20 protein-coding genes are annotated in these 18,680 nt (G+C 60.4%); 17 read left to right on the top strand and 3 right to left on the bottom strand.

Features of this window, described 5'->3' with window-relative positions; translation table 11 throughout:
* Positions 1-48: 48 nt before the first annotated feature.
* Positions 49-525, top strand: coding sequence for a transcription elongation factor GreA (gene greA, locus AC8GFZ_RS08735; protein WP_506644460.1), 477 nt, complete (start codon positions 49-51; stop codon positions 523-525).
* A 17-nt stretch (positions 526-542) separates the two neighbouring features.
* Positions 543-974, top strand: coding sequence for a DUF4149 domain-containing protein (locus AC8GFZ_RS08730; RefSeq protein ID WP_506644458.1), 432 nt, complete (start codon positions 543-545; stop codon positions 972-974).
* Positions 975-991: 17 nt separating this feature from the next.
* Here AC8GFZ_RS08730 and AC8GFZ_RS08725 read toward each other — a convergent pair whose 3' ends face one another.
* A complete protein-coding gene (locus AC8GFZ_RS08725; protein WP_506644456.1) occupies positions 992-1,465 on the bottom strand; it encodes a YhbY family RNA-binding protein in 474 nt (157 codons plus the stop codon).
* A gap of 32 nt (positions 1,466-1,497) precedes the next feature.
* Here AC8GFZ_RS08725 and AC8GFZ_RS08720 point away from each other — a divergent pair, with 32 nt between their 5' ends.
* The 9 genes from AC8GFZ_RS08720 (at position 1,498) to AC8GFZ_RS08680 (ending at position 11,480) form a co-directional block, all read left to right on the top strand.
* On the top strand, positions 1,498-2,160 hold the full coding sequence (locus tag AC8GFZ_RS08720; RefSeq protein ID WP_506644454.1) for an RlmE family RNA methyltransferase: 663 nt from the start codon (positions 1,498-1,500) through the stop codon (positions 2,158-2,160).
* Between the two features lie 171 nt (positions 2,161-2,331).
* Positions 2,332-4,248, top strand: a complete 1,917-nt coding sequence (gene ftsH / locus AC8GFZ_RS08715) for an ATP-dependent zinc metalloprotease FtsH (protein WP_506644452.1) — start codon at positions 2,332-2,334, stop codon at positions 4,246-4,248.
* Positions 4,249-4,256: 8 nt separating this feature from the next.
* A complete protein-coding gene (folP, locus tag AC8GFZ_RS08710) occupies positions 4,257-5,153 on the top strand; it encodes a dihydropteroate synthase (protein WP_506644450.1) in 897 nt (298 codons plus the stop codon).
* 28 nt (positions 5,154-5,181) lie between these two features.
* On the top strand, positions 5,182-6,516 hold the full coding sequence (gene glmM / locus AC8GFZ_RS08705) for a phosphoglucosamine mutase (RefSeq protein WP_506644448.1): 1,335 nt from the start codon (positions 5,182-5,184) through the stop codon (positions 6,514-6,516).
* 205 nt (positions 6,517-6,721) lie between these two features.
* Positions 6,722-8,797, top strand: a complete 2,076-nt coding sequence (ppk1, locus tag AC8GFZ_RS08700) for a polyphosphate kinase 1 (RefSeq protein ID WP_506644446.1) — start codon at positions 6,722-6,724, stop codon at positions 8,795-8,797.
* A 3-nt stretch (positions 8,798-8,800) separates the two neighbouring features.
* Positions 8,801-9,262 carry a SixA phosphatase family protein gene (locus AC8GFZ_RS08695; RefSeq protein ID WP_506644444.1) on the top strand — a complete coding sequence of 154 codons (462 nt, stop codon included), beginning with the start codon at positions 8,801-8,803 and terminating at the stop codon, positions 9,260-9,262.
* A gap of 87 nt (positions 9,263-9,349) precedes the next feature.
* A complete protein-coding gene (locus AC8GFZ_RS08690) occupies positions 9,350-9,634 on the top strand; it encodes a 4a-hydroxytetrahydrobiopterin dehydratase (protein WP_506644443.1) in 285 nt (94 codons plus the stop codon).
* A 30-nt stretch (positions 9,635-9,664) separates the two neighbouring features.
* Positions 9,665-11,023, top strand: coding sequence for an amidase (locus AC8GFZ_RS08685; protein WP_506644441.1), 1,359 nt, complete (start codon positions 9,665-9,667; stop codon positions 11,021-11,023).
* A 73-nt stretch (positions 11,024-11,096) separates the two neighbouring features.
* Positions 11,097-11,480 (top strand): MAPEG family protein, encoded by a 384-nt coding sequence (locus AC8GFZ_RS08680; protein WP_506644439.1) that lies wholly within the window; start codon positions 11,097-11,099, stop codon positions 11,478-11,480.
* A 45-nt stretch (positions 11,481-11,525) separates the two neighbouring features.
* Here the strand turns inward: AC8GFZ_RS08680 and AC8GFZ_RS08675 are convergent, their stop codons facing one another.
* Positions 11,526-11,846: a hypothetical protein gene (locus tag AC8GFZ_RS08675; protein WP_506644437.1), complete on the bottom strand. Its 321-nt coding sequence runs from the start codon at positions 11,844-11,846 to the stop codon at positions 11,526-11,528.
* A gap of 198 nt (positions 11,847-12,044) precedes the next feature.
* Here AC8GFZ_RS08675 and AC8GFZ_RS08670 point away from each other — a divergent pair, with 198 nt between their 5' ends.
* From AC8GFZ_RS08670 to soxZ, 4 genes are read left to right on the top strand one after another with little or no spacing between them, the layout of a single operon-like run.
* Positions 12,045-12,503 carry a (2Fe-2S)-binding protein gene (locus tag AC8GFZ_RS08670; protein WP_506644435.1) on the top strand — a complete coding sequence of 153 codons (459 nt, stop codon included), beginning with the start codon at positions 12,045-12,047 and terminating at the stop codon, positions 12,501-12,503.
* Entirely contained in the window at positions 12,500-14,662 is a 2,163-nt protein-coding gene (locus AC8GFZ_RS08665; protein ID WP_506644433.1) for a xanthine dehydrogenase family protein molybdopterin-binding subunit, read from the top strand. Before AC8GFZ_RS08670 ends, AC8GFZ_RS08665 begins: the two co-directional genes overlap by 4 nt.
* A 4-nt stretch (positions 14,663-14,666) precedes the next feature.
* Positions 14,667-15,197 (top strand): thiosulfate oxidation carrier protein SoxY, encoded by a 531-nt coding sequence (locus tag AC8GFZ_RS08660; protein WP_506644431.1) that lies wholly within the window; start codon positions 14,667-14,669, stop codon positions 15,195-15,197.
* A gap of 2 nt (positions 15,198-15,199) precedes the next feature.
* Complete coding sequence (soxZ, locus tag AC8GFZ_RS08655) at positions 15,200-15,520, top strand: thiosulfate oxidation carrier complex protein SoxZ (RefSeq protein ID WP_506644429.1); 321 nt, start codon at positions 15,200-15,202, stop codon at positions 15,518-15,520.
* Positions 15,521-15,593: 73 nt separating this feature from the next.
* Here the strand turns inward: soxZ and AC8GFZ_RS08650 are convergent, their stop codons facing one another.
* Positions 15,594-16,382, bottom strand: a complete 789-nt coding sequence (locus AC8GFZ_RS08650; protein WP_506644428.1) for an IclR family transcriptional regulator domain-containing protein — start codon at positions 16,380-16,382, stop codon at positions 15,594-15,596.
* Between the two features lie 216 nt (positions 16,383-16,598).
* Here AC8GFZ_RS08650 and AC8GFZ_RS08645 point away from each other — a divergent pair, with 216 nt between their 5' ends.
* Together AC8GFZ_RS08645 and AC8GFZ_RS08640 are read left to right on the top strand one after the other, a co-directional pair.
* Positions 16,599-17,732 (top strand): ABC transporter substrate-binding protein, encoded by a 1,134-nt coding sequence (locus tag AC8GFZ_RS08645; protein ID WP_506644426.1) that lies wholly within the window; start codon positions 16,599-16,601, stop codon positions 17,730-17,732.
* A 122-nt stretch (positions 17,733-17,854) separates the two neighbouring features.
* A complete protein-coding gene (locus AC8GFZ_RS08640; RefSeq protein ID WP_506644424.1) occupies positions 17,855-18,676 on the top strand; it encodes an amidohydrolase family protein in 822 nt (273 codons plus the stop codon).
* Positions 18,677-18,680: the final 4 nt, after the last annotated feature.

Below are 18,680 nucleotides of genomic sequence, written 5' to 3'. Positions count from 1 at the left end.
ACACCGCTGGGGGGCGACCCCCGGCGGTTTTTTTTAGGATGTCGAGACATGGCCACCATTCCCATCACCTTGCGCGGCGCGGAAAAACTCAAGGAAGAACTGCACCGACTCAAAACGGTGGACAGACCATGGGTGATTCAAGCCATTGCCGAGGCCCGAGCTCAAGGTGATTTGAGCGAGAACGCCGAATACGATGCGGCCAAAGACCGCCAGGGATTCATTGAGGGGCGCATTCAAGACATCGAGAGCAAGTTGTCCATGGCGTCTGTCATTGACCCCAAGGGCCTGAATGCCGAGGGCAAAGTGGTGTTTGGGTCCACCGTGGAGTTGGAGGATGAGGATTCTGGCGACCGCGTCACCTATCAAATCGTGGGTGAAGACGAGGCCGATCTCAAGCTGGGGTTGATCAACATCAGCAGTCCTATCGCGCGCGCCATGATCGGCAAGGAAAGTGGTGATGTGGCGGTGGTTCAGGCCCCGGGGGGCCAGCGGCGCTACGAAATCATCCAGGTGTCGTACCTTTGATGGCTTGGCAGCGCAGCATGTGGCTGGTCGCTGCCGTGTGGTGGGGCAGCCTGACGGCCTTGGGCGCATGGGTCGTGCCCTTGTTGTTTGCCCATGCCCCGACCAAGGCCATGGCCGGTGGATTGGCCGCTCATCTGTTCAGTGCCCAGGCTTGGGTGGGCTTGGTGGGTGGCGTGTTCAGCTTGTTGGTCCAACGTCACATCGACCGTTTGCGGGGTCGGCCGCAAGTGCCCAGCGTTTTGATCTTGGCGGCCATGTTGTTGGCGGTCATCGTGGAGTGGGGCATCGCCCCACGAATTGTGGCGCGTGACAACATGTTGCTGTGGCACAGCTTGGGCACAATTTTTTGGGTATTGCAGTGGGCCTGTCTGGCCATGCATGTGTGGCGTTTGAGCATGCCCACGCTTGATGCGCCCGTGCCTGCGTCTTCCGAGACAAACCAGCCCTGAAGCCAGGGTGGGGCCGCTCAGCTTTGGCTGGTTTTTTTGATCGAGCGTTGCTTGGGTTTGGCCCGTTTGACTTGCCCGCCAGCCGTCAATCGCTGATTGCCCAGCACTTGCAGCCGTTTCACCTCTGGCCGTTGGCCGCCCCGGCTGCTGTACTTGAGCACCTTGACCTCGCGCGGCCCTGGCATGCGGTCCTCGTCGATGACGCGTTTTTTCTCGGCCTTGGGCCGCCACAACACAAGCAATTTGCCAATGTGTTGAATCGGCGCTGCACTCAAAGCTTCAGACATTTGTTGCAGCATGGCTTCGCGGGCGGCACGGTCGTCACCCAGGACGCGGATTTTGATCAGGCCGTGGGCATGCAAAGCAGCGTCCACTTCTTTTTGGACAGAGGCGGTCAATCCATCGTTGCCAATCATCACGACCGGATCCAGGTGGTGGGCGAGGGCGCGGTGTTCTTTGCGCTGAGCGGGAGTGAGAAATATAGCGGGCATGGAAGGTATTATCCCCCGACCCAGGTTGGCCCATGAAAATCAAAACCAAAAGCAAAAAAGTCAACAAGTCGTGGCTCAATGACCATGTCAACGACCCCTACGTCAAGTTGGCGCAAAAAGAAGGGTTTCGCGCCCGTGCGGCTTACAAGCTCAAAGAAATCGATGAGACCCTGGGCTTGATCAAGCCCGGACAGGTGCTCGTGGACTTGGGCAGCGCGCCTGGGGCTTGGAGCCAATACATGCGTCGGCGTTTGTCACCACAAGGTGCTGCCATGGGCGCACTGCAGGGCACCATCATTGCCATGGATTTGTTGCCCATGGAGCCCATTGAAGGGGTGCAATTTTTGCAAGGTGACTTGCGCGACCAATCGGTGCTGGCTTCTTTGGTGCTGGCTTTGGATGGCCGATTGGCGGATGTGGTGGTGTCAGACATGGCGCCCAATTTGTCTGGATTGGCGGCGGTGGATTCAGCCCGCATTGAGCATTTGGTCGAGCTGGCACTGGATTTTTGCCAGCACCATTTGAAGCCCCAAGGCGCCTTGGTGGTCAAGGTGTTTCATGGCGGTGGCTATGCCCAATGGGTCAAGCTGTTCAAAGCCCATTTCAAGGTGGTCAAACCCATCAAGCCCAAGGCCAGTCGCGACAAGTCATCCGAGACCTTTTTGGTGGGTATGGGGCTGATTGCCCTGAACTGACCCTTTGGTTTGTTGGGTTTTTGTTCATTTCCCCTGATAAAAAGCCCAGGTTTTCGCCCTTGACCCGTGTTTTACCCCCATGGGCGTCTAGGGGGGATTGAAAAGCCTAAAATGGTCTCAAGCTACCTGGTACCCGTTTTGGGGCTTGGGTGTAACTTGTCGGAGCATGTGTTGAACAATCAATGGTTTTCCAAAATCGCGGTGTGGTTGGTGATTGCCCTGGTGCTGTTCACCGTGTTCAAACAATTTGACAAGACCGCCGGGCCTGGCTCAGGGTATCTGGGGTATTCAGAATTCTTGGATGAGGTGCGCAGCAAGCGCATCAAAACCGCGACCATCCAAGAAGGCCAAGGCGGCACCGAGATCGTTGCCATCACCACCGATGACCGCAAGGTGCGCACCACAGCCACCTATCTCGACCGCGGCTTGGTCGGCGACCTGATCGCCAACAACGTCAAGTTCGATGTCAAACCGCGCGAAGAAGGCTCTTTGCTCATGACCTTGTTGGTCAGCTGGGGTCCGATGCTGTTGCTGATCGGTGTGTGGGTGTACTTCATGCGCCAAATGCAAGGCGGCGGCAAAGGCGGTGCTTTCAGCTTTGGCAAAAGCAAAGCGCGCATGCTCGACGAAAACAACAACACCGTGACCTTTGCCGATGTGGCCGGTTGCGATGAGGCCAAAGAAGAAGTCAAAGAGGTGGTCGACTTCTTGAAAGACCCGCAAAAATTCCAAAAACTCGGTGGCCGTATTCCCCGTGGCTTATTGCTGGTGGGCCCTCCTGGAACCGGTAAAACCTTGTTGGCCAAGGGCATTGCCGGCGAAGCCAAGGTGCCTTTCTTCAGTATTTCGGGTTCTGATTTCGTGGAGATGTTTGTTGGCGTGGGCGCCGCTCGCGTGCGCGACATGTTCGAAAACGCCAAGAAAAACGCACCTTGCATCATCTTCATCGATGAAATTGATGCGGTGGGCCGTCAACGCGGCGCCGGTTTGGGCGGTGGCAACGACGAGCGTGAGCAAACCCTTAACCAAATGCTGGTCGAGATGGACGGCTTTGAAACCAACTTGGGCGTCATCGTGGTGGCTGCCACCAACCGCCCCGACATCTTGGACGCTGCTTTGTTGCGCCCAGGCCGTTTCGACCGCCAGGTGTATGTGACCTTGCCTGATATCCGTGGCCGTGAACAAATTCTCAACGTGCACATGCGCAAAGTGCCGCTCAGCCAGGACGTGAATGCCGCCGTGATTGCCCGGGGCACCCCTGGCATGAGTGGCGCCGATTTGGCCAACCTGTGCAATGAAGCCGCGCTGATGGCCGCCCGCCGCAACGCCCGCGTGGTCGAGATGCAAGACTTTGAGAAAGCCAAAGACAAAATCCTCATGGGACCCGAGCGCAAGAGCATGGTCATGCCCGAGGAAGAGCGGCGCAACACGGCCTACCACGAGTCTGGCCACGCTTTGATCGGCAAGTTATTGCCCAAGTGCGACCCTGTGCATAAAGTCACCATCATTCCGCGCGGTCGCGCCTTGGGCGTGACCATGAGCCTGCCCGAAAAAGACCGCTACAGCTACGACAGCGAATACATGCTCAACCAAATCAGCATGTTGTTCGGGGGTCGCATTGCCGAAGAGGTGTTCATGAAGCAAATGACCACCGGCGCCAGCAACGACTTTGAACGCGCCACCCAAATCGCCCGCGACATGGTGATGCGCTATGGCATGTCCTTGGCGCTGGGCCCCATGGTTTATGCCGAAAACGAGGGTGAAGTGTTCTTGGGCCGCTCGGTGACCAAAACCACCAACATGAGCGAAGCGACCATGCAAAAGGTGGACGCCGAGGTGCGCAGCATCATCGACCGCCAATATGCCTTGGCGCGCCAATTGATCGAGGATAACCAAGACAAGATGCACGCCATGGCCAATGCCTTGTTGGAGTGGGAAACCATCGACAGCGACCAACTCAATGACATCATGGCAGGTCGCAAGCCCAGCCCCCACAAAGACTGGGTGGCGCGCACACCGCCCCCATCGGGCGGTGACGGCGGCGGCAATGCGACGGCGACCACCAATCCAGCGGCGTCCACGGCCTGAGCCAGCGCATGGATCACCACCACATGGGGCTTCGGCCCCATGCGTCTTTTTGGCAGACCACGCGGTTTCGCCTGGATCTGTCCAAGCCTTGGGTGATGGGCATCGTGAATGTCACCCCCGACTCGTTTTCCGATGGCGGCCAACACCCCCAGGCGACTGCCGCCATCGCGCATGCCGAGCGCTTGCTGCGCGAGGGCGCACACATTTTGGACATCGGCGGCGAGTCTTCGCGGCCGGGGGCTGCAGCGGTGGATGCCGCTACCGAATGGGCCCGCATCCAAGCTGTGGTGAAAGCAGCGGTGGGCTGGCAGGTGCCGGTCTCAGTGGACACTTGCAAGCCAGCGGTGATGCGATTGGCTTTGGACGCCGGTGCCGACATCATCAACGACATTTGGGCCTTGCGCCAAACCGGTGCCGCAGAAGTGGTGGCCGCGCATGGCCAGTGCGGTGTGTGCCTGATGCACATGCACGCCGAGCCCGCCACCATGCAAGTGCAGCCCATGGTGGGTGCTGCCATGGGGGCGGTGAAGGATTTTTTGCAACATCACGCCCAGCGCCTGGATGCGCTGGGCGTGGCGCGCGAGCGCATTTTGCTGGACCCCGGCATTGGCTTTGGTAAAACCGTCGCGCAAAATTTCGAGTTGTTGGCGCGGCAAGCAGAACTGCTGGAATTGGGCCACGGTTTGTTGTTGGGTTGGTCGCGCAAATCTTCCCTGGGTGCCGTCACCGACTTGCCCGTGGACCAGCGCATCGTGCCCAGTGTGGCCGCAGCCGTGCTGGCCCTCGAGCGCGGCGCGCGCGTGTTGCGGGTGCACGATGTGGCCGACACCATGGCCGCGGTCAAGGTGTGGGTGGCCGCGCAACCCAGCCCAAGGCCTGATTGCCCTGAGCCCGCCACGGCCTGATGATGAAAAAAATTTCGGAGACAACCCCATGAGCCGACAGTATTTTGGAACCGATGGCATCCGCGGCACCGTGGGCCAAGCCCCGATCACACCCGACTTTGTGCTCATGCTGGCCCACGCGGTGGGGCAGGTTCTCAAGCAAGACCACCCCCGGCCCAAGGTCTTGATTGGCAAAGACACGCGCATTTCCGGCTACATGCTCGAGTCGGCCTTGGAGTCGGGCTTCAATTCGGCCGGTGTCGATGTGCTGTTGCTCGGCCCCTTGCCCACGCCAGCGGTGGCCTACCTCACCCGTGCCCAGCGCGCCCAATTGGGGGTCGTGATCAGCGCCAGTCACAACCCGTATCCGGACAACGGCATCAAGTTCTTCAACCAGCATGGCAGCAAGTTGCCCGATGCTTGGGAACTGGCGGTGGAAGCGCGCTTGCAGCAACCCCCCGAATGGGCCAGCTCACAAGCCCTGGGCAAAGCCAGGCGTTTGGACGATGCGCCGGGTCGTTACATTGAATTTTGCAAAAGCACGGTCGACGCCCAACTCAGCCTCAAAGGCTTGAAGCTGGTGGTCGATGCCGCGCATGGCGCGGCCTACCAAGTGGCCCCCCAGGTGTTCCAAGAGTTGGGTGCCGAGGTGGTGACCATGGGCTGCGCGCCAGACGGGCTCAACATCAACCAAGGCGTGGGAGCCACCCACCCGGAGGCCATGGTGTCTGCGGTGTTGGCGCATGGGGCTGACTATGGCGTCGCATTGGACGGCGACGCCGATCGCTTGCAAATGGTCGATGCCCAAGGTCGTTTGTACAACGGCGATGAATTGCTCTATGTGCTGGCCCAGGACCGGTTGCGCCAAAACCTGCCCCTGCCAGGGGTGGTGGGTACCTTGATGACCAATATGGCGGTGGAGTTGGCTTTGCGCGCCCAAGGGGTGGAGGTGGTGCGCGCCAAGGTGGGCGACCGCTATGTGCTCGAGGCTTTGGAGGCGCGCGGTTGGCTCCTGGGGGGCGAGGGCTCGGGCCACTTGCTGGCCTTGGACAAGCACAGCACCGGTGACGGCATGGTCAGCGCTTTGCAGGTGCTGCAAGCCTGCGTGAACCAGCAGAAAACCTTGGCGCAGATCCTGGAAGGGGTGAGCTTGTTTCCCCAAACTTTGCTCAATGTGCGCACGCCCAAGGGCTTCGATTGGACGGTCCACAAACCTTTGCAGCATGAGATCGAGCAGGTGCAAGCCGAGTTGGGCACACAAGGCCGCGTCCTGGTACGACCCAGTGGCACTGAGCCGTTGCTGCGCATCATGGTGGAATCTTCAGACGCCCAGCGCTCGTTGGCTTTGGCCCAGCGCATGGTGGAAACCCTGCCGCGGACTTGATGGGTATCGCCCAAGCGATCCGTTGAACGGTTTCAAGTCCGCCCCCGCAACGCATCGCCTGTCCTGCACTGGCCGCAGTCAAACCGCCTGGCGGCCATATGGGCATCGTTTGATGCATGTCACATTTACGTCATATGGATGTCATAAATTAGCCGAATGTGCAACTTAAGATGATTTCAACGCTTGAATGCTTGAATGAACCGCTGTGAACCCACCTACCCCAGACCGCGCTGACCACCTGCCATTGCTTGACCGCGACGAAAGCATCTTGCGCTTTAACCTGCGCGTTTTGGACTGGGCGCGGCGCACCGATGTGCCTTTGCTGGAGCGCTTGCGATATTTATGCATCGTGTCGTCCAATTTGGACGAGTTTTTTGAAGTGCGTGCCGAGTTGCATCTGAGCGCTTCGCGCCAAGGCAAGCATACGGGTCCCTTCAGTCCGCACAGCCATGACCGCATCAGTGAGCGTGCCCATGCCTTGGTCGATGAGCAATACCAGTTGTACAACGAGTCTTTGCTGCCTGCCTTTGCCAAAAGCGGTATCCATATCTTGTCGCACAACGAGCGCAACCATGCCCAACAACAGTGGGTCAAATCCTATTTTCAGAACCAGGTGAAGCCTTTGCTCACCCCGGTGGGCTTGGATCCGTCCCATCCATTTCCCCAGGTGGCCAACAAATCGCTCAATTTCATTGTGCGTTTATCGGGCAAAGACGCCTTTGGGCGTGAAAACGAAATTGCCATCGTCAAGGTGCCACGGGTATTGCCCCGCGTCATTCGCCTGCCCGACAAATTGGCGGGCAAAAGAATCTTGTTTGTCTCTTTGTCCAGCGTCATTCGCTCCCATCTGAGCGATTTATTCCCAGGTCGTGAGGTGGGTCAGTTTTCCCAGTTTCGCGTCACCCGACATTCCGACTTGGCCCTGGACTCTGAAGATGTTCAAAACCTGCGCACCGCTTTGCGCCAAGGCTTGCAGCACCGCAACTACGGGGCTGCTGTGCGCTTGGAGGTGTCATCGGGGTGTTCTGCCTTTTTGGCTGACTTTTTGTTGCAGCAGTTTGACTTGCCGGCCCAAGCTTTGTACCGGGTGCATGGCCCGGTCAACCTGGTGCGCTTGAACCAGTTGATCGACTTGATCGACAAACCCAAGTTGCTGTTTGCGCCATACCGTGCCAGCTTTCCAGCCCAGATGGTTTCTCGCGGTTCGGTGTTCGAGCAATTGCGCAAAAAAGGCGACATGTTGTTTCACCAGCCCTTTGAGAGTTTTGACGGGGTGTTGGCGTTTTTGCGCGAAGCCGTGCACGACCCGCAGGTGTTGGCCATCAAGCAAACCATTTACCGCACCGGCACCGACTCGGCCATGATGGACTTGCTCACCGAGGCGGTGCGCCGTGGCATCGAAGTGACGGTGGTGGTGGAGCTCAAGGCGCGTTTTGACGAAGAGGCCAATATCAATTGGGCCGAAAAGCTCGAGCGCATTGGCGCCCAGGTGGTGTATGGGGTGGTGGGCCTGAAGACCCACGCCAAAATGATGCTCATCAGCCGCCGCGAGGGGTCACACATTCGGCGCTATGTGCACCTGTCCACTGGCAATTACAACCCGAAAACCGCCAAGCTCTACACCGACATCAGCCACTTGAGCGCCGATAGCGCGCTCACCGCCGAGGTGGAAAGCGTGTTTGGCCTGCTCGCCAGCCAAAACCGGCCACCGCGCTTGCAGCAACTGTGGGTCGCGCCCTTTCATTTGCAACGCCGCTTGCTGGACAAAATTGAGCAATTGACCCAGGCCGCCAAAGCCGGCGTGTCCACCCGGCTGGTGGCCAAAATGAACGCCCTCACCGATGAAGAACTGGTGCGCGCCTTGATGGCTGCGGGCCGTGCCGGCGTCAAAATTGACCTGATCGTTCGCGGCGCCTGCATCTTGCCCGCCCAGGTGCCCGGCCACACCGACAACATCCGTGTGCGCTCGGTGATTGGGCGCTTTTTGGAGCATTCGCGGGTGTTTTATTTCCGCAGTGGCGCAGACGAGTCGCTGTACCTGTCGAGTGCCGATTGGATGAACCGCAACATGCTGCGCCGCGTTGAACTCGCATGGCCGATCAACGACCCGGTCTTGCGCCAGCGCATCATTGACGAGTGTTTGGTGGCCTACTTGCACGACACCGCCAACGCATGGAGCTTGCAAGGCGATGGCAATTACATCGATTTGGCCAAAGACAGCCCGTCACCCTTGCTCAGTGTCCAAAAAGCATTGATGGCGCGCTACCAAGACAAGGCCTGAACCATGGACCTGATTTTGTGGCGCCACGCTGAAGCCGAAGAAGCCGCACCCGGGGGCAGCGATGCTGAGCGCGAACTCACCCCCCGGGGTGAAAAGCAAGCCCTGCGCATGGCCCAGTGGTTGGAGCGCCAATTGCCCGAAAGCACCCGCATCCTCAGCAGCCCGGCCAGGCGCTGTGAGCAAACCGTGCTGTGCTTGGGGCGCAAATACAAGGTGCGTGATGAGTTGTCCCCCGATGGCCAGGCTGAACAACTGCTCAACTTGGTGCATTGGCCAGCCCAAAAAACACCCACCTTGCTGGTGGGGCACCAGCCTTGGCTGGGGCAGATCTTGGCCCTGGCCTTGAGCGTGCCCGAGTCGGGTCTGAGTGTGCGCAAAGGTTCCGTCTGGTGGCTGCGCTCGCGCCAGCGGGATGGGCTTGCGCAAACGGTGTTGATGTGCGTGCAGTCGCCTGAGTTTTTATAAGCCCGCACGCCATCGCCTGGACCGCGCCAGTGCTTTGGCACAATGGTCAGCCCTGATTCACCGCGATACCCATCGCCCAACACGACCATGCCCCCCGTGATGCCAGATGCCGATATCCAAGCCGCCTTGGCCGCCTTGCCGGGGTGGACCTACCAGGCCCAAGACCCCTGTTTGGCCCGCGATTGGCAGTTCGCCGACTTCGTTCAGGCCTTTGGTTTTGTCACCCAAGTGGCATTGCTGGCCCAGGCCATGGACCACCACCCGGACTGGTCGCAGTCCTACAACCGGGTGTCGATCCGCTTGCACTCGCACGATGCCGGCGGGGTGACTCCGCGTGATGTCGAGTTGGCCCGGCGCATCAACGCCTTGTGATTCCGTATCTGATTAACCATTGAGAAAACCATGGCCCACCCACCGTCCAGATCATCCGATGTGACCCACTTGCAGCAGGCTTTGGCCAATGGCCTCACGACTTGCGAGGCTTGGGTTGAGCAGTCTTTGGCCCTGGCCGCTCAGCCAGCGGCGGCCCATGTCTTCACCCGCCTGTGGGCCGAGTCCGCCTTGGCCAGCGCACGCCATGCCGACGCGCAGCGGCGCAGCGGTGTGCATCTGGGGCCTTTGGCGGGTTTGCCGGTCAGCATCAAAGACCTGTTTGACGTGGCCGGTGAAACCACCACTTCGGGCAGCGTGGTGTGCGCCAACGAAGCCCCGGCCACGCAAGACGCACCCCCCGTGGCCTCGCTGCGCGCCAGCGGTGCGGCCCTGCTGGGCAAAACCAATATGAGCGAGTTTGCTTTTTCTGGGGTTGGCTACAACCCGCATTGGGGCACGCCCGCCAACCCGGCGGACGCGGCGGTGGCGCGCATCCCCGGGGGATCCTCTTCAGGGGCTGCCGTGTCGGTGGGCCTGGGCTTGGCCGTGGCCGGCTTGGGTTCGGACACCGGCGGCTCGCTGCGCATTCCCGCCGCCCTGTGTGGCCTGGTGGGTTTCAAAGGCAGCCAATCGCGGGTGACGCGCCAAGGGGCGATGGAGTTGGCGCGCTCGCTCGACACCGTGGGCGCCATCACCCGCAGCGTGGACGATGCGCTCTTGCTTGACGCCATTCTCAGTGGCCAAACGCCAGCCCTGCGTGAGCGATCGGTCAAAGGCCTGCGCCTGGCTTTGCCCACCACCTTGATGCAAGACGAACTCGACGCAGAGGTGTCCAAAGCCTTGTCGCGTGCCTTGGCGCGCTTGTCGGCGGCCGGTGCCTTGATCGAAGAGGTGACTTGGGCAGGTTTGGGCGAGATCGCCACCCTCAATGCCCCAGGCGGTTTCTCGCCGGTCGAGGCCTATGCTGCGCACCGCCACCGTTTGGCGGCCGATGGCGATCGCTTTGACCAGCGCGTGGCCCAGCGCATGGCGCTCGGGCAAGGGGTGAGCGCCGCCGACTACCTGACCATGATCGACCAGCGCCAAGCCTGGATAGGCCGCGCCAACCAAGCCTTGCAAGGCTTTGATGCGGTGATCTGCCCCACCGTGCCCATGGTGGCCCCGCCCATCGCGGAAACCTGCGCCAGCGATGCCGCTTTTTTTGCCGCCAACCGGCTGTTGCTGCGCAACACCTTTGCCATCAATTACTGGGACGGTTGCGCCATCAGCTTGCCCTGCCAAGCCCCAGGCGATTTGCCCGTGGGCTTGATGCTCGCCCGCGCCAATGGCCATGATGCTGAATTGCTGAGCGTGGCCAAGGCCGTAGAGACAGCCTTGGCTGGGGCCTAAGGCTTGCGCCTGCTTGGCCTCCCAAACTGCACCCAACCATCCTTCGAACCCTGAACCGAAAGCCCCCACTGTGATGACCAACACCACCATTGCCTGCCTGTTGATGGCAGGCTTGATGCCCTTGCTGGCCACCGCCGTGGCCAAGTGGGGTTTTGCCCATTACGACAACCACAACCCGCGCCAGTGGTTGGCGCAACAAAGCGGGGCCCGGGCACGTGCCAATGCCGCCCAGGCCAACGCGTTTGAGGCGTTTCCGTTTTTTGCGGTCGGAGTGATCGTGGCCAGCCTGGCCCAGGTGGATGCCGGGCGCATTCAGGCCTTGTCGGCAGTGTTTGTGCTGGCGCGCTTGGCCTATATTTATTGCTACATCACTGACAAAGCCAGCCTGCGTTCGGTGGTGTGGGGCGTTGCCATGGCCTGCTCCGTTGCTTTGTACGGGTCCGCTCTGGCCCTTTGACGCGCCAAGCGCGGCCATCAGCGCGAAGACAGGGTCTGCAGCCTTTTAAGGGCGCACCAAGCGACAAGCGGTGCGGATGGCTTTGGCGCTGCGCATTTCTTCACAACGGGCCAGCGAGCGGCGCTCACCCTCGGCGGTGATGCGTATGCCCACCGAGCAGGTGAACACCATTTTGTCGCGGTCGGTGTGGCTGTCATAGGCCACTGCGCAGCGACCCAATTCACCCAAGTCGGGTTGGTAATTGCGCCACATGCCCTGCAAGGCGTCGGGCAATTGGCCGGGCGACACCGTGTCTGTGGCTTGGGTGGGGCCGCTCCCCAAACCAATGGCCAAGCTGAGGATGGCAATAGAGACAAAGCGGTTCATAACCCATGATAAGCGTGAATACCCCTGAGTTTTGAGCGGTTTTAACCATGTTTGGCTTGTTTGATCCAGCGCAAATGGGTTTTGCCGATCACCCTCCCAACCGACCACGCCCAAGCGTGATAACCTGCGCGGGTCTAAGACCTCTGCCGGTTGCTGGGCCGGGGCAAAACCTTATTTCAACCAAGCAGGAGAAGCCGCATGAAACTCGAAGTGAACCGACAGGTTCGGGAGCTGGACGTAGAACCCGATATGCCCTTGCTGTGGGCATTGCGCGACGAACTCGATGTCAAAGGCCCCAAGTTTGGCTGCGGTGTGGCCCAGTGTGGCTCTTGCACCGTGCTGCTCAATGGCGAGCCGGTGCGCTCTTGCTCATACCCGGTGTCGGCGGCGGTGGGCCAAAAAGTGGTGACCATCGAAGGCTTGGCCCAAAAAGACAAGCTGCACCCCGTGCAACAGGCTTGGATCGATCACCAAGTGCCCCAGTGCGGTTACTGCCAAGGCGGGCAAATTTTGGTGGCTGTGGCCTTGCTGAAGAAAAAACCCAAACCCACCGACCAAGACATTGATGCGGCCATGGGCAACATCTGTCGCTGCGGCACCTATGCCCGCATCCGCACCGCCATCCACGCTGTGGCCAAGAAAGGGGTGCGCGCATGACACACCTCGACCCATCCTCCACCGGCCTGGCCCGGCGCGATTTCCTCAAAGTCTCGGCCACCGCGGCTGCGGGCATGTCGTTGGGTTTTTTCTGGCCCACACACGGCAACGCGGCTGAAACCCCCAAGCTCAATGCCTGGATTGAAATACAAACCGACGACACGGTGATCATTCGCTATGCCCGCACCGAAATGGGCCAAGGCAGCCGCACCTCGGCCCCCATGTTGGTGGCCGACGAGTTGGAAGCCGATTGGAAAAAAGTGCGCATCGAATACGCCACCGCGCATGAAAACCTGCGCACCAAGCGGGCGTATGGCGACATGGCCGCCGTGGGCAGCCGCACCATCCGCAACTCGCAAGAGTATTTGCGCAAAGCCGGCGCCACTGCCCGCGAGATGCTGATTGCCGCCGCCGCTGCCCAATGGGGCGTGCCTGCCAGTGAGTGCACTGCTACTTTGGGCAAAGTGAGCCACGCCGCCAGCAAGCGCAGCTTGTCGTACGGCAAATTGGCCGCTGCTGCTGCCAAGCTTGAAGCGCCCAAAGATGTCAAGCTCAAAGACCCCAAGGACTGGAAAATCATTGGCAAATCGCTGCCGCGTGTGGACATACCGGACATCGTCACCGGCAAGATCCGCTACGGCATCGATGCCCAAGTGCCTGGCATGATGTATGCCGCCGTCGCTGCCAGCCCGGTGTTCAACGGCAAGGTCAAGTCCATGGACGCGTCCAAGGTGGAAAACCGCCGTGGCATTGTCAAAGTGCTCAACATGGGCGAATTTGTGGCTGTGGTGGCCAACAATTGGTGGCGTGCCAAAGAGGCGCTGCGCGAAGTGGCCATTGATTGGGAGACCGGTGACAACGGCCAACTCACCAGCGCGGTCATCATGAACAGCTTCAAGGCCGGCATGGGCCAAGCTGAGTTGGCGGTGGCGCGCAACGATGGCAACACCGTGCAGGCCCTGGGCACGGCGGCCAAAGTGTTGGAGGCCGAGTACTTCACCCCCTATTTGGCCCACGCCACCATGGAGCCCATGGTGTGCACCGCCTGGTTGCAAGGCGACAAGCTGGATGTGTGGACGTCCACCCAAAACCCCGAGAACACCTTGGCGGTGGCGGCGGCCACCGCAGGCGTGGCCCAAGACAAAGTCACCGTGCACCCCATGCAATTGGGCGGTGGTTTGGGTCGCAAGAGCCCGCAAGACTTCACCCGCCAAGGCGTGATGATTGCCAAGGCCATGGCCGGCACGCCGGTCAAGATGGTGTGGAGCCGTGAGGAGGACATGCAGCACGATTTGTACCGCCCCGCCAGCTTGGTGCGCTTCAAAGGTGGCATGGACAACGATGGCAAGGTCCAGGCCCTGCACATCCGCGTCAGTGCGCCGTCGATCTTGGCCACCTTGCTGCGCTTGCCCCTGCCCAAAGGCGTGGACGGCCAAGCCGTGGCCAGCTTCAACGACCACCCCTATGACATCCCCAACAGCTTGGTTGATTACGCCCAGCGCAACACCAATGTGCCGGTGGGCTTTTGGCGCACCGTGGGTCATTCGCAAAACCCGTACATGCGCGAGTGCTTCATTGACGAGATGGCACTGTCAGCGGGCAAAGACCCACTGGCATTTCGCTTGGCCAATTTGGGCCAAAAGTCGCCGCGCGATGTGGCCATCTTGCAAGCCGTGGCCAAGGCCGCCGATTGGGGTGGTCCCCTGCCCAAAGGGGTGTTCCGCGGCATTGCCGAAACCGAGGGTTATGGCAGCTACACCGCGTGCGTGTGCGAGGTGTCGGTCAGCGACAAGGGTGAAGTCAAGATCCACCGCGTGGTGATTGGCATTGACCCGGGCTATGCGGTCAATCCTGACAACATCGAAGCCCAGTTGCAAGGCAGCGTGGTGCATGGTTTGAGTGCGATTTTCTGGGGCGAGATGACCATCAAAGATGGTCGCATCGAGCAGTCCAACTTCCACGACTACCGCATGATGCGTTTGAACGAAATGCCCGTGGTCAAAGCGGTGATTGCGCCCACCGGTGGTTTTTGGGGTGGGGTGGGCGAACCCGCCCAAGCCCCGCTGGCACCGGCCTTGTGCAATGCCATTGCTGCCGCCAGCGGCAAGCGGATTCGCTCGCTGCCGCTGAAAAACCACGGCATGTCCCTCAAGGCCTGACCCCATGCCCACCCCACCAGCGGCGCTGCGCCGGGACTGCCTGCGCGCCGGCCTGGGGGCAACGGCTTGGGCGGCGGGTCGCGCCACTTTCGCCACGGTGTTGGGTGGCGCTCTGGGCTTGGGCAGTTTGCCCACGGCGCAAGCCCAAGGCATGCTCTCAGGCAAGCTGCTCAGCTTGTCCGAGATGCTCGACCCCATCGTGGCAGGCGCTCCTGTGGTGCGTGCTGGGGTGCACATTGAAACTTTGATCTTGGCCGACAACGGCTTGTCGGTGCCATTCAGGGTGTGGGTGGACAGCCCCATGACAGCACAAGACCACGTCACCCACATTTGGTTGTTGTCGCAGCGCAACCCGGTGATGGTGATGGCCAAAATCCATGTCGGACCCCAGATGGGTCGTGCCGAACTCAGCACGCGACTGCGTTTGGCTGGCGGCCAACAGCTGGTGGCTTTGGCGCGTTTGTCCTCGGGCCAGTTCCGCTACGAGCTGGCCGATTTGATCGTGACCGAAGCCGGTTGCGTGGACGGCAGTTGAGCATGGCCCAAGCCCGTTTTGACATACCCAGTCAGGCACGCGCAGGCGAGGTGATCAAGCTGCGCTTGCTGGTTCAGCACCCGATGGAGACCGGTTATTTGCTGGACCTGAACAACCGCCGCATTGCGCGCAATGTGATCAACGACTTGCGCTGCACCTACTTGGGCCAAGAGGTGTTTCGCATCGAGCCCTCGTCGGGGCTGTCGGCCAATCCGTATGTGGAGTTCTTTTTGCGCGCCACCCAGACGGGTGAAATCACCATCGACTGGGTCGACGACCGCGGCGAGCGTGGCCAGGTCAAGCGCACTTTGACAGTGGTTTAAACCTCTGCCTGGGGTGTTAAACCGGCCCCCAATCTGGGGCACCAATTCTGCGGGCTTGAGCTTTGGCGTGATGTCAGATCAAGTTGCGCATCGACTGCGCGGTTTCTTTCAGCAAAGGCAGCACCCGGCGCAGTGCATCGGCTGAAGCCTCGTGCTGCATGGGCATGATGATGCTCAAAGCGCCCACGGTCTCGCCCATGCGATCGCGCAGCGGAACGGCCACACCACGAAAGTCCAAGTCCAGTTGTTGTTCGGACAGCGCCCAGTCCTGTTGATGAATTTGCTGCAACTGTGCGCGCATGGCGGGCAGGTCGGTGATGGTGTGTTCGCTGAAAGTTTGCAAGCCATCTCGGGCTTGGAGCCAGGCCTCGACGGCCGCAGGGCCTTTGAGCGCCATCAGCAGCATGCCTGCCGCAGTCACCTGCGCCGGCACCCGAGCCCCGAGCACAAAGCCGGTGCTCATGTGGCGCACCGGGCCATTGCGCGCCACGTACACAATTTCATCGCCATCGAGCACGCTCAGGTAAGAAGTCTCGTGGGTGCTGGCGGTCAAGCGCTGCAAAAACGGCTGCACGATGCGGGGCAAGCGCGCCGATTCCAGGTAAGACTGGCCCAGCCGCATCACCCGCGGGGTGAGCCAAAACAATTTGCCATCGGTGGCCATGTAGCCCAAGTGGGTGAGGGTGAGCAAGTAGCGACGCGCAGCGGTGCGCGTCAAGCCGCAGCGCTGGGCCGCTTGCTGCGCCGACAGGCGCGGGTAGGCTTCGTCAAAAGTTTCGATGATGGACAGACCGCGTTCCAAACCGGCGATCCAGTCCCGGGCGGCCAAGGCAGGTTGTTCTGAGGGGGTGGCGTTTTTCATGGGTGGTGGGTGATTTAGGACATACCCTTGTTTGGTGCGATTATCGTTCCAGAGTGTTCGTTAATCGCGCATATGTGGAATTTCATCGTCGCTATGCGCAGGGCATTATTTACAGTGCAGGCTGATGTTCTGGTCGAGCCGTATGCGCTTTGGGCCGTTACACCGAGAAAATACTTTTGAACCCCGGCCCCAGTGCCACCACCCTTGGAGATGATGATGAAACCACGCCAACCCCTTCACCTGGCTTTGTCCGCGCTGCTGACATTGGCCGCCGCCGCTGCGCAAGCCCAAGACATCAAGTTCGCCAACATCGTGGAGATGTCGGGCCCGGGCACCACCTCCGGGGTGATGTTCAAAAACGGCGTTGAGCTGGCCATCAAAGAGATCAATGCCGCCGGTGGCATCATGGGACGCAAGATCAGCTACACCTCCGAAGACACCCAAAGCAACCCCGGCGTGGCCAAGGGCCTGACGCAAAAAGCCGTGGACAACGATGTGTTTGCCATTTTTGGCCCGGTGTTCTCGGGCTCCATCATGGTCTCCATGGCCGAGAGCAAGCGCGGCGAAACCCCCAACTTCACCGGCGGCGAGGCCACGGCCATCACACAACAGGGCAACCCCTGGGTGTTTCGCACCGCTTTCGGCCAAAGCGTGTCATTCCCCAAGGTGGCGCGCTACATCAACGGCAAGTCGAAAAAGCTGGCCGTCTTGTATGTGAACAACGACTTTGGCAAGGGAGGTCAAGCGGCCATCAAACAGCTGTTGGCCAACTCGCCCACCCAAATCGTGGCTGAAATTTCCACCGAATCGGGCCAGGTTGACTTTTCCGCTGCTGTCATTCAAGCCAAACAATCGGGCGCAGACGCTTTGTTCGCCTACACCAACGAAGAGGAATCGGCCCGCTTGCTGCGCGAGCTGCGCAAACAAGCCTGGAACAAACCGGTGATTGGCGAGACGGTGCTGACCAGCGCCAAAGTGGTGGAGTTGGCCGGTGAAGCCGCCAACGGCGCGGTGGCCCACGTCGGTCTGACCGTGGAAGCCCCACAACTGCAAGCCTGGGGCAAAAAGTTCCAAGCCGCCTACAACACCAGCTCTGACCACAACGGTGTGAAGGGCTACACCGGTGTGTACGTGCTCAAGGCCGCCATCGAAAAAGCCGGCAAGGTTGATCGCAAAGCCGCCGCCGCAGCGATCCGCAACAGCTGCTTCACGGCCAAGCAATACCCCGGCGTGTTGATGGATGTGTGCTTTGACGACAAAGGCGACATCGACCGCGAGAGCTTCATCACCGAAATCCGCAATGGCAAAACCGTGGTGGCCGAGACCTTGCCCCCGATGAGTAAAAAATAAAGCGCAGCCCACGGCCATGCCAGCTGGCGAGACCGGTCTGAGGGCCGGGCTGGTCCACTGTCGGCAAGGCACGGGCTATTGCCCAACCCACTGGGTTGGGCTCTTTTTGAACGGGATATTTCATGAGCATCTTCGATCTGCCCAAGATCGATGGGCACTGCCATGTGCTCGATCCGCAGCGCTTTCCGTACCCGGCCGAGGTGGCTTACCACCCGCAGGGGCAAGAGGTCGGCACAGCGGCTTACTTTGGCCATGTGATGGACACCTATGCGGTGCGCCACGCCTTGTTGGTGGGCCCCAATTCGGGTTACGGCACAGACAACCGCTGCTTGCTCGACGCCATCGCCCAAGGGGGCGGCCGCTTCAAAGGCATTGCGGTGGTGAACGCCGATACCGACACCGCGGCTTTGCGCGCCTTGCAGGCGCAAGGCATTGTGGGCATTGCCTTCAATCCCGCGTTCCATGGCTTGGACTTTTACAACGACATCGACCCTTTGTTGCAGCGCTTGGCGGATCTTGGCATGTGGGCGCAGTTCCAAGTCAGTGGCGATCAATTGGTGCCCTTGCTGCCGCGCATTTTGCGCGTGCGGGTGCACACCTTGATCGACCACGCGGGCCGTCCCCGGCTGGCCGACGGGCCCCAAGCCCCGGGTTTGCAAGCCCTGGCCCAACTCGCTGACAGCGGCTTGGGGGTGATCAAAATTTCGGGCTTTGTGAAGTTTTCAGAGCAGGGGTTTCCGTTTGACGATGCCCAAGCCCATGTGCAGCGGGTGTGGCGGATGTTTGGTGCTGACCGCTGCATCTGGGCGTCTGATTGGCCGTATTTGCGTGCCACCTCGCGTTTGGATTACGGGCCCATGCTCAAGCTCACCGAGCGCTGGTTCAGCAAAGCGCAGTGTCAGCAAATGATGTGGGACAACCCAAAGCGCTTTTTTGATTGGTAGGACG

The sequence above is a fragment of the Limnohabitans rimovensis (SeqCode) genome (assembly GCF_965234775.1).
Classification (GTDB): domain Bacteria; phylum Pseudomonadota; class Gammaproteobacteria; order Burkholderiales; family Burkholderiaceae_C; genus Limnohabitans; species Limnohabitans rimovensis.
Note: the sequence above shows the minus strand (reverse complement) of the source record. Positions and strands in the feature narration are given on the sequence as shown.